The organism is Blautia sp. HCP3S3_B11, assembly GCF_052064435.1.
In the GTDB taxonomy this organism is placed as follows: Bacteria; Bacillota; Clostridia; order Lachnospirales; family Lachnospiraceae; genus Blautia_A.
On the sequence record NZ_JBQHVP010000001.1, the window covers coordinates 285456 to 297146 of the forward strand.

At 43.4% G+C, this 11691-nt stretch carries 10 protein-coding genes; all 10 read right to left on the minus strand.

What is annotated here, in order from left to right:
• Positions 1-21: 21 nt before the first annotated feature.
• A complete protein-coding gene (gene fabV, locus ACTNC0_RS01265) occupies positions 22-1206 on the minus strand; it encodes an enoyl-ACP reductase FabV (RefSeq protein ID WP_441086029.1) in 1185 nt (394 codons plus the stop codon).
• Positions 1207-1518: 312 nt separating this feature from the next.
• The gene (locus tag ACTNC0_RS01270) at positions 1519-2031 is read right to left on the minus strand and encodes a deoxyuridine 5'-triphosphate nucleotidohydrolase (protein WP_441086030.1); all 513 of its coding nucleotides are present in this window, start codon (positions 2029-2031) and stop codon (positions 1519-1521) included.
• 81 nt (positions 2032-2112) lie between these two features.
• Entirely contained in the window at positions 2113-2598 is a 486-nt protein-coding gene (gene nrdG / locus ACTNC0_RS01275; protein WP_117676283.1) for an anaerobic ribonucleoside-triphosphate reductase activating protein, read from the minus strand.
• A 4-nt stretch (positions 2599-2602) separates the two neighbouring features.
• Positions 2603-4696, minus strand: a complete 2094-nt coding sequence (locus ACTNC0_RS01280; RefSeq protein ID WP_117844929.1) for a polyribonucleotide nucleotidyltransferase — start codon at positions 4694-4696, stop codon at positions 2603-2605.
• A 412-nt stretch (positions 4697-5108) separates the two neighbouring features.
• Positions 5109-5375: a 30S ribosomal protein S15 gene (rpsO, locus tag ACTNC0_RS01285; RefSeq protein WP_117676285.1), complete on the minus strand. Its 267-nt coding sequence runs from the start codon at positions 5373-5375 to the stop codon at positions 5109-5111.
• Positions 5376-5516: 141 nt separating this feature from the next.
• A complete protein-coding gene (locus ACTNC0_RS01290) occupies positions 5517-6413 on the minus strand; it encodes a bifunctional riboflavin kinase/FAD synthetase (RefSeq protein WP_441086031.1) in 897 nt (298 codons plus the stop codon).
• Between the two features lie 72 nt (positions 6414-6485).
• On the minus strand, positions 6486-7373 hold the full coding sequence (truB, locus tag ACTNC0_RS01295; protein WP_441086063.1) for a tRNA pseudouridine(55) synthase TruB: 888 nt from the start codon (positions 7371-7373) through the stop codon (positions 6486-6488).
• Positions 7370-8332: a DHH family phosphoesterase gene (locus tag ACTNC0_RS01300; protein ID WP_441086032.1), complete on the minus strand. Its 963-nt coding sequence runs from the start codon at positions 8330-8332 to the stop codon at positions 7370-7372. Before ACTNC0_RS01300 ends, truB begins: the two co-directional genes overlap by 4 nt.
• 12 nt (positions 8333-8344) lie before the next feature.
• Positions 8345-8737 (minus strand): 30S ribosome-binding factor RbfA, encoded by a 393-nt coding sequence (gene rbfA / locus ACTNC0_RS01305; RefSeq protein WP_441086033.1) that lies wholly within the window; start codon positions 8735-8737, stop codon positions 8345-8347.
• Between the two features lie 149 nt (positions 8738-8886).
• Positions 8887-11688, minus strand: coding sequence for a translation initiation factor IF-2 (gene infB / locus ACTNC0_RS01310; RefSeq protein ID WP_441086034.1), 2802 nt, complete (start codon positions 11686-11688; stop codon positions 8887-8889).
• Positions 11689-11691 lie beyond the last annotated feature (3 nt).

Sequence of the window (11691 nt, forward strand, 5' to 3'; positions counted from 1 at the left end):
GCTATCAAAGTATATCCACATCTACATTATGATTCCATCAATCTCCACATCCGCATCCACATCCTGCGTATAGTCAATATCCTCATAGCGGAATCCGAACATATGATAGAAATCTTCCCAATATCCGTCAATATCACAATATTCATTTACAGTATCCGTAGTAACTGCTTCCCAGCATTTTTTTACCTCTTCCTGGATCTCCGGTGTCAGTTCATAGTCATCCATACGGATAAATCCATTTTCATCTGTCAGAAATCCTTCCGAAGTATAAAGTTTCTGTGTAAAAAGTCTCGCAATCTGCTGGATACAGTTCTCATGGTTTCCTGCCTTCTTCATCACCTTATAAAGAATTGCGAAATACAGCGGCACTACAGGAATAGCCGCACTTGCCTGTGTTACCAGTCCTTTATTTACCGAAATCACTGCGCGTACGTCCGGATGCGCCTGATTGATCTCCGTCATTGTTTTCTGCAAATGCTGCTTTGCTGTTCCGATTGTTCCATGATAATAGATTGGATAGGTAAGCTCCGGTCCGATATAGGAATATGCGACTGTCACTGCATTTTCCGTCAATACATCTGCCGCTTTCAGCGCATCAATCCAATCTGTCCAGTCTTCGCCGCCCATAACTTTCACTGTGCTAAGCACTTCTTCATCTGTGGCAGGTTCTACTGTCTTCTCTGTAATCTCGTTATTTCTTAAATCAAGACTCTTCTCTGTAAACGCTTCTCCTGTAGTTTTCAGACAAGATGACCATGTCTTTCCATCCGCATCCGTACGTCTCGGAGCAGCCAGGCTGTACACTACCAGATCTACTTTTCCCAGATCTTTTTTTATCAATTCAATGGCCTTATCTTTTATTTCTTTGGAAAAAGCATCTCCATTAATCGTTTTCGCATAAGCCCCCTTTTCTGCCGCCAGACGGTGAAATTCTGCTGTATTGTACCATCCCGGTGTTGCCGTTCTTCTGCCATTCGCCTGACGTTCAAACATAATTCCCAGGGTATCAGCTCCGCAGTTTTCCAGTGTACAGATACGGGATGCAAGTCCATATCCTGTAGAGCATCCGATAATCAGCGCCTTCTTGGTTCCATTTACAGTTCCCTGCTTACAGGCATAATCTGCCTGATTGCGCACACTCTCTGCGCAGCCCTGCGGATGTGCGGTTGTGCAGATATATTCTCTTACTTTTGGTTCAATGATCATGACTTTTTTTCTCCTCAATCTTCAACTTTTATAGTCCGGCAGATGAAATTCATCCGCTCCACCTTTTTACTCGATTAATTTTCCCATTTGCATCATTTACATAAAATTTTTAACTGGACTTATATTATATGTATTGCAAATATTTTGAATCTCAAAATATTATATCAAAGAAAAAGCAGAACGTAAAGAGAAAATCTTTGTTTCCTTCTCACGTTCTACTTTTTTAACATTCCGTTTTTAATTTCATCACATAACTTTGTAGATCATGCCTTATCATTATCAATATATCAGAAAATGAAATCCGGCTGATTACTACTTCGCAGTCGTACTTCCAAATCCACCATTACGGATTTCTGATACCTCATCATCAACTGTGATTCCGTACTCTACAAAGATTCCCTGCATAAATCCTGTATCTGCCGGAATGGTAAGAGTCTTATCTTCATTAGAGTCATTTGTGATCTTTGCAAAAATATGTCCTTCATTATCGGAATAGAAATAATCACTGTCAATGATTCCAACTGTATTATTAAGCTGCAGGCGGTATTTAAATCCCAGACCACTTCTCGGATAGCATTTCAGTACCCATTCCGGCTGCATTTCTACGCGAATTCCGGTAGGGATTTTCACTGTTTCGCCTGGTTTGAGTGTGAATTCTGCCGGTGCAAAGAAATCATAACCCGCACTTCCTGCGGTTGCTCTCTTTGGCAGGCGGATTGCTTCGTATACTTTTTCTGCTTCTTCCTGAGACTGTGCAAATGTATCAATCCAGTCTGCTGTGAAGCGTTCTTTGCTTACTTTGTGAAATTTTGCAATTCGTTTCATCTGTATTTTTCTCCTGTTTAGCAAAGCAGACAGTTCAGGTACACCTGAAGCATACTTGAACTGCCTGTCTCTATTTCTTTATTAATGCAATACGATTTTTCCTTCATGAAGAGTTTTGGGAACATCGATCACTCTCTGATTGCTCGAACCTTTCCATTTCAGGGAAAGTTCTTTCTTGTCCACCTCAAATTCACCGTCTACGCAGACATCCAGATAACGCACAATCTCTTCGCGACAGATTTCTTCCCATCTGAAACCTGTATAAAGCCAGATCGTTTTGCCCGGATATCTCTTTCTGATTTCCTTCGCAAAGGATGTTACCTCAGTAATATTTGCCGGGTGCAGCGGATCTCCACCTGAAAATGTGATTCCGCTTACGTAATCCTTATCCAGTTCCGCAAAAATCTCTGCACGCTCTGCCTCGCCGAAAGGCAGTCCGCCGTTTGGATCCCAGGTGACAGGATTCTGGCACTGTGGACAGCAGTGATTACATCCTGCCACCCAGAGAACTACACGAAGCCCGTCGCCGTTAAGCATATCGTCCTTGGTAATATTATGGTATCTCATATTTTTACGCTTCTTCCGGTACATCTTTCATGCTGAAGCTGATTCTTCCCATCTTGTCTTTGCCAAGGCATACAACCTTAACTTTATCGCCAAGTGTGAGAACATCTTCAACACGGTTGATTCTTTCTTTGCAGATTTTGGAAATGTGAACCATTCCTTCTTTGCCCGGTGCAAATTCAACAAATGCGCCAAACTCTTTGATGCTGACAACTTTACCTGTAAAGATCTGTCCTGCTTCGAAATCAGTAGAAATAATCTTAATCATGTTAGCTGCCTCATCCATGCTCTTCTGGTCTACGCCACAGATAGATACAGCACCTTCGTCTGTAATATCGATCTTAACGCCTGTACGCTCGATGATCGTGTTGATAGTCTTTCCTCTCTGACCTACAACATCGCCGATCTTCTGAGGATCGATCTGAATCTGGATAATCTTCGGTGCGTATTCACCTACAGTAGTACGCGGAGCTGCAATACATTTCTCCATAACTTCTGTCAGGATATACTCTCTTGCTTCTTTTGTACGTCTGATTGCTTCTTCAACGATCGGTCTTGTCAGTCCATGGATCTTGATATCCATCTGGATTGCTGTGATACCGTCATGAGTTCCGGCTACCTTGAAGTCCATATCTCCGAAGAAGTCCTCAAGTCCCTGGATATCTGTCAGAACAATGTAATCATCATCTGTATCACCAGTTACCAGACCACAGGAAATACCTGCTACCGGTTTCTTGATCGGTACACCAGCTGCCATCAGGGACATTGTAGATGCACAGATGCTTGCCTGAGAAGTAGAACCATTGGATTCAAATGTCTCAGATACAGTACGGATTGCATATGGGAATTCCTCTTCACTTGGAAGTACAGGAACCAGTGCTCTCTCAGCAAGTGCGCCATGTCCGATCTCACGACGTCCCGGTCCTCTGGATGGTTTTGTCTCACCTACAGAGTAGGACGGGAAGTTATAGTGATGCATATATCTCTTTGTAGTTTCAAACTCATCAAGTCCGTCAAGTCTCTGAGCTTCTGCAAGAGGAGCCAGAGTTGTGATTGTACAGATCTGTGTCTGTCCACGTGTAAACATAGCAGAACCATGTACTCTCGGGATGATGTCTGTCTCTGCTGCCAGAGGACGGATCTGTGTGATTGCACGGCCATCCGGACGTTTGTGGTCTTTTAAGATCATCTTACGGACAGTCTTCTTCTGGTACTGGTATACAGCCTCTCCCAGAACTGCAAGCCATTCTTCGTTATCAGCGAAAGCTTCTTTCAGTTTCTCTGTTACCTGGCGGATATTCTCTTCTCTTGTCTGTTTGTCATCAGAGAATACTGCAACTTCCATTTCTTCCGGTGGTACGATTTCTTTCATTGCTGTGAAAAGTTCTTCCGGAACAGCGCAGGATTCATAGCTGTGTTTCGGTTTTCCGCATTCTTCTACGATCTTATCGATAAATTTAATGATTTCCTGGTTTACTTCATGAGCTTTGTAGATAGCTTCAATCATCTTATCTTCCGGAACTTCTTTTGCGCCAGCTTCGATCATGATTACTTTCTCTCTTGTAGAAGCTACTGTAAGCTGAAGTTCGGAAACATCTTTCTGTGCCATAGTAGGGTTGATAATATATTCACCATTGATCAGACCAACCTGTGTGGTAGCACACGGACCATCAAACGGAATATCTGAAATGCAGGTTGCAATAGCAGAACCCAGCATAGCCGGAATCTCCGGGTTACACTCCGGATCAACAGACATAACCATGTTTACCAGTGTTACATCGTTTCTGTAATCTTTCGGAAACAGAGGACGCATAGGTCTGTCAATTACACGGGAAGTAAGGATAGCATGTTCGCTTGCCTTTCCCTCTCTTTTGTTAAATCCTCCCGGGATCTTACCTACTGCATACATTTTCTCTTCGTACTCAACACTTAACGGGAAGAAATCGATTCCCTCTCTTGGCTCTTTAGATGCTGTTGCTGTAGATAAAACTGTAGTATCGCCATAATGCATTAATGCAGCACCGTTTGCCTGTTTCGCAACACGGTTGATATCTACTGTTAAGGTTCTTCCAGCTAATTCCATGGAATAACTTTTGTACATACGTTCATTCTCCTTTTTTCATAATTCTGTTGTCATTTTCTGTTACCGTTCACTGCATGTCCGGTAATTACTTTATTCTTTTCAAATTTGTCTGTTCCGTCTGCTGACAATCTTGTCCATCAACGTTCAGACTTTTTATGAAATTGTCACATTAAAACAGGAGTCCGAAACAACTGAAAAAACTACTTTTCAGGCAAATATATCTACCTACTTTGTTACTTTCCTATGCAAAATAATCTTTTCAGTAGTCTCGGAAATAACTCCTGTCATGTTTCGCAGTTTCTGAATATGCAGATGCAGTCGAAACAACAAGCCACCGCAATCCTGAAAAACACCATATTTTACAGAACTGCCATATACATAAAAAGAGAGGCGGATGGAAATCCGCCCCCTTCCGCATACTAAAAGGCTATTATTTTCTTAAGCCTAATTTCTCAATCAGTGCACGGTATCTTTCGATATCTGTTTTCTTCAGGTAAGCTAACAGTCCACGTCTCTGACCTACCATTTTCAGAAGACCACGTCTGGAATGATGATCTTTATGGTTTGTTTTTAAATGCTCTGTAAGTTCCTGAATTCTTGCTGTAAGAACTGCTACCTGTACTTCCGGTGATCCTGTATCTCCTTCAGTTCTTGCATATTCTTTCATGATTGCTGCTTTCTTTTCTTTTGAAATCATTTTGATTTCCTCCTGTATTCTATAATTATTATTGATTGACCGCCACATATTAAGAGATGGTCGGAGTGTCCTATCCCTGAACATGGGCTAAATTCATCTTGGATAGTATAGCACATTGATTTCAGCGTGTAAACCTCTTTTTTACAAAGTTTCAAAATATTCCTGTCCCTTCACAGCATCTTTCTCCAACTGACTTTTAAGTGCCTCCAGCGAAGAGAATTTCTGCTCCGGTCTGAGGAATTTTTTGAAATCTACTTTACAGTATTCTCCGTACAGGTTCTCATTGCAGTCAAACAGGTATGTTTCCACACCGACAAATTTCTCACCGCCAACTGTAGGTTTATGTCCTACATTGGTGATTCCCTGATAACTTCTGTCTTTGAAATGAGAAACTGTGATATAAACACCATTTGGCGGCATCAGTTTCTCTGCCGGTGGAATCAGGTTCGTAGTCGGGAGAAGGTATTTATGCCCCATTCCACGACCATGTTCTATAATCCCTTCCACTGAGAAGTCCGTTCCCATCAGGAATTGAAATTTCTCCATATTCCCTCTGTTTAACTCTTCTCTGATAAATGTGCTGCTGATCTTACGGCGTCCGTCCATTTCTTTCGGAAGGACCTCCGTATGAAATCCATATTTTTTTCCGAACTCTTTTAGCATGGCAGGTGTTCCTTTTCGCTCATAGCCAAAGCGAAAATCTTCTCCAACCGCCACATAGGAGACCTGAAGGTCCCCTATCAATATTTCTTTTATAAAATTCTCTGCTTTCATGTGCCGCATCTTCTCGGTAAGTGGACACTCAAGCAGTACATCCACTCCCATTTCTTCCAGAACGCGGCATCTCTCTTCCTTTGTGAGGATTGCTCTTGAGGCAGTACCAAGTGCAAGCACAACAGCCTGTGCGCCTTCCTGTTTCTGCTCAATAATTTTCTCAACCAGTTTCTGATGTCCACGGTGTATGCCGTCAAACTTCCCAAGTGTTACCGCACTGTGTGAAATTCTGGGAAAATCATTTTCAATCCTTAAGTATTCCATCATGTCTCCTAAAATCATTCCTGTTTACAGGTCAGCTGAAGTTTCATCCCCTTCACTGCTTTCCTGATTTCATCAAAACATCTTCACAGGAAAATATCTGTCTCTTTTTTCATCCCACTGGTAAACTCCGGCAAAGCTGCCCTCGCTGTTGCACATACGGATCCATCCATCTTTTTCCTCTGCATTGACCAATGCCTGGACAAGAGGATTTCCATTAGCCAGAAGTCTGTCTCCCTCTTTTGTACAGCAAACACGAGGATACTCTGCAAGGATTTCTTCAATCCCAAGAATCCTCTGCTCTATCTCACCGTTTCGCACTGCCTCTTCTGTCTGTGCCAGTGTGATCGCATCATCCAGTGTGAATCTGCCTACTTTTGTACGCAGAAGCGTTTCCATGGCAGCGCCGCAGCCCAGTTTCTCTCCGATATCGTGACATAAAGTACGGATATACGTTCCTTTACTGCATGTTACGCGAAAATGCACCAGTGGAAAATCAATGTCAAGAATTTCTATCTCAAAGAAATGCACCGGCCTTGGCTTGCGCTCTACCATCTTACCTTCTCTGGCGAACTCGTAAAGCTTCTTTCCATTGACCTTCAGTGCCGAATACATCGGCGGCACCTGCATATAATCACCTGCAAAAGATTCTGTTACTGTGCGAAGTTCCTCTTCTGTAACCTGAAACTCAGGCACTTCTGAAAGAACTGTTCCACTCATATCCTGCGTGTCTGTAACAACACCCAGACGCATCACTGCCTCATATGTTTTTTCTTTATCGGTGATCATATCCACCAGTCGAGTAGCTTTTCCCAGAGCCACCGGGAGCACTCCCTCTGCATCCGGATCAAGTGTTCCGGTATGTCCGATTTTCTTCATATGAAGAATTCCGCGAAGCTTTGCCACCACATCATGAGAAGTATAACCTTTTTCCTTACGGATTACAATTACTCCATCCATCAGATTTCAAGCTCCTGAAACTGTTTACAGATCTGCTCTGATATATTGTTGATCACATCGTACATAGAACCCTGCAGATCACATCCCGCAGCCCTCTTATGACCGCCGCCGCCAAAATATACCGCGATCTTACTTACATCTACTTTTCCATTGGAGCGCAGGGATACCTTAAAGGACTGAGTTTCCAGTTCATAAATGAACATGGCAACTTCTACCCCCTGTGTAAGGCGCAACTGGCTGACAATACCATCCAGATCTTTGCCGTCCACACCATAAAATTCCATATCCTTTTTCTTAAGATATCCAATGATGCATTTTCCATCCAGAAGCATAATACTCTCTGCAAGTACACGTCCCATTATCTGATTCTGAACATAGGTCTTCTGGTAAAAGGATTCATCAATGATCTTACTGAAATCAAAACCTGTCTTCATCAATTCACCCGCGATACGCATGGTTTCCGGTGAAGTTGAGGAATACTGGAACACACCTGTATCGTGAACCATTCCTGTATAAACAGGTTTTGCGATCGTGCAGTTAACTTTCTCAGAATCAAGCAGTCCATAAAGAACCTCACATGCAGAACTTACATCGCCTCTGATGTGGTTGACCTGTGCAAATCCAGGATTGCTGATATGATGATCGATACATGCTGTTTTCTTTGCTGAGTCAAAATATGGTCCCGCAAGAGCAAGTCTGTCTCTCGCACTTACATCGCAGGTGACAAAAAGATCGTACTCTTTATCTCCGTCCAATTCTGTTTTGATCTCATCCATGCAGTCAATATGTCCGAAAACAGGTTTTGGATTGTCCAGATAAACATCCACCTGAATCTCCGGATAATAGGTTTTTACATATAAATATAATGCCATACAGGAACCAACGCAGTCACCATCCGGACGGATATGTCCGCCGATTCCCATTGTTTTCACACCTTCCAGTATCTCCGCGATATTCTTCATGTATTCACCCTCTTAATTCTCTTCCTGCTCTTTGACCTGTCTGTGGGAGCTGTCCTTTTTGGTAACATCATCGATAAGCTTTGACATATTTACACCGTATTCAATAGATTCATCCAGAATGAAACGAATCTCCGGTGTATTTCTAAGGTTAAGATTCTTTGCCAGCTGGCGTCTGATATAACCTTCTGCACTGTTAAGACCTTTGATCGTTGCCTCTTTTGCTTCTTTCTCTCCTAACACACTGATGTATGCTTTACAGGTTTTCAGGTCAGGAGCCACTTCTACAGCCATGACGGATGTCATCGGGTGAATACGCGGATCCTTAATCTCATTACGGATAATGGTGCTGAGCTCTTTCTGAACTTCTCCATTGATTCGTGTATTCTTAATACTGTTTTTTCTCATTTTTAAGTTCCACTCCTCTATTTGAGCAGATATTCGGTAATTTGATATACCGAATATCTGTTTTACAATTGATTCAATTAAAACAGGTGCGCGTCACGCTGTACGTAACACCATGAAACCGCGCACCCATATCAGTTACTGTCGCTATCCTATCTTGGTACTTCTACCATGATATAAGCTTCTACTTTATCTTCTTCTTTTACATCATTAAATCCGTCAAATACAAGACCACATTCGTATCCTGCTTTAACTTCCTTAACGTCGTCTTTGAATCTCTTCAGAGATGCAAGTTCACCCTCGAAAATCTGCTCGCCTTCTCTGGAAATACGAACCTTGCAGTTTCTCTGGAAAATACCATCCAGAACATAGCTTCCTGCGATCGTACCGACACCGGATGCCTTAAACAGCTGACGTACTTCTGCATGACCGATAACTTTCTCCTCAAATACAGGGTCAAGCATACCTTTCATAGCAGCTTCTACATCTTCGATTGCCTGATAGATGACTCTGTACAGACGAAGATCTACGCCTTCCTGTTCAGCAAGCTGTTTCGCTGTCGCATCTGGACGAACGTTAAATCCGATGATGATAGCGTTTGATGTAGCAGCAAGACTTACGTCAGATTCATTGACAGCACCAACACCACCATGGATTACTTTTACAACAACTTCCTCGTTGGAAAGTTTTGTCAGACTCTGTTTTACTGCTTCTACAGATCCCTGTACGTCTGCTTTGACGATGATTGGAAGTTCTTTCAGATCGCTTGCCTGAATCTGGTCAAAGAGATTATCCAGAGATAATTTGCCCTTAGTCTCCTCAAGAAGACGGTTCTTATTTTCAGATACGAATGCACCTGCAAAGTTCTTCGCTTCCTTATCACTGTCAAAGGAAAGAAGGATCTCACCTGCATTCGGTACATCGCCAAGTCCGAGGATCTCTACCGGAGTGGAAGGACCTGCTTCTTTGATTCTGCGTCCCTTATCGTCCATCATGGCACGAACTTTACCATTGCATGCACCTGCGGCGATAAAGTCTCCTACATGAAGTGTACCTTTCTGAACAAGGATTGTAGCAACCGGGCCTTTACCTTTGTCAAGCTGAGCCTCGATCACAAGACCTCTTGCAGAACGGTTCGGATTCGCTTTCAGTTCGCAGACTTCAGCGGTAAGAAGAATCATCTCAAGAAGAGTATCGATTCCTTCTCCGGTGTGTGCAGATACAGGAACGAAGATTGTGCTTCCGCCCCAGTCTTCCGGAATCAGTTCATATTCGGAAAGTTCCTGTTTTACACGCTCGATATTTGCACTTGGTTTATCAATCTTGTTGATGGCAACAATGATCTCAACGCCAGCTGCTTTTGCATGGCTGATAGCCTCTACTGTCTGCGGCATGACACCATCATCAGCAGCTACAACCAAAACTGCGATATCTGTGGAGTTCGCACCACGCATACGCATAGCTGTGAAAGCTTCATGTCCAGGTGTATCCAGGAATGTAATCTTCTGACCGTTAACTTCTACTACAGAAGCACCGATATGCTGTGTGATACCACCGGCTTCTCCACGTGTTACATTTGTCTTACGGATTGCATCCAGAAGTGATGTTTTACCATGGTCAACGTGACCCATAACACAAACTACAGGTGGTCTCGGAACCATGTCTTTCTCGTCTTCTTCATCCTCTTTGAGGAGTTCTCCGATAACGTCTACTTTTTCTTCCGGTTCTGCGATGATATCATATTCAAGAGCGATTTCCTGAGCTTTTTCAAAATCAATCTCGTGATTTACTGTAACCATCATACCCTGCATAAAGAGTTTCTTAACGATTGCTGACGGCTGCATCTTCATTGCTTCTGCCAGTTCACGGATTGTCATCTTCTCCGGAAGTGTGATCTCCTTAACCTCAGGCTTCTTCTCTTCCTGTTTCGGCTGTGGAGTTGGTTTCTGCAGAGCTTTCGGGATTCTGGAATTCTTGTTAAATCCGCCCTGATTTGGTCTGCGTCCGCCGCCACTCTGTGTCTTATCGAAATCTTTCTTCTTATTCTTGTTCTCTCTGTCACGCTCTCTCTTGCTGTCTTTGGAAGTCTTAGTCAGTTCCGGTGCAAATACCATATCATCATTCTTTCTGGTATTCTGGCGCTGTCCCTGACGTCCCTGACCGCCGCTGAAGCGTCCATCGCGTCCTTCACTTCTGTTTCCATCCGGGCGACCCTGGCCATTACCCTGTGGTCTTCCACCCTGACCGGAACGTCCGCCCTGACGGTTTCCATCTCCCTGGAATCTTCCGCCCTGGCGTCCCTGACCATCACCCTGGGTTCTTCCCTGACCGAAACGTCCACCCTGACGGTTTCCATCTCCCTGTGGTCTTCCCTGGCGCTGTCCATCACCCTGGGTTCTTCCCTGACCAAAACGTCCGCCCTGACGATTTCCATCGCCCTGAGCTCTGCCTTCGCCCTGTGATCTTCCCTGGCGCTGTCCGTCTCCCTGCGGTCTTCTGTTACCGGCATTGGAACGATCATTATTTCTTCTTGGTCTGTCACCATCTGTTCTTGAATTATCAGAAGCCTTTGTTCCTTCTGCATTTCTCGGTGCACCTGTTCTCTCGCCTTCAGCTTTTACAGGTTTCTTTCTTGTTTTACCTCCGTCGCTTGCATTCTGTGCATGAAAAACGCGGATAATATTTTTTTTCTTTTTAGGTGTCTCAGTTTTATCTCCTTCAGATTTTGCTGTTACAACCTTTTCTTCTGTTTTGGGAGTATCCAATTTCGCAATATGCTCCTTTCCCCTATTGTTATTTTTTTTAAATCTATCTCTTACAATTGAAATCGCAGGCTCATCCACCATACTCATATGGCTTTTGACATCAATGCCTTTTGATTTCAGAAACTCGATTACTTCTTTGTTCTGTCGTCCAAGCTCTCTGGCCAGCTCATGTACTCTTAATTTAGACAATCG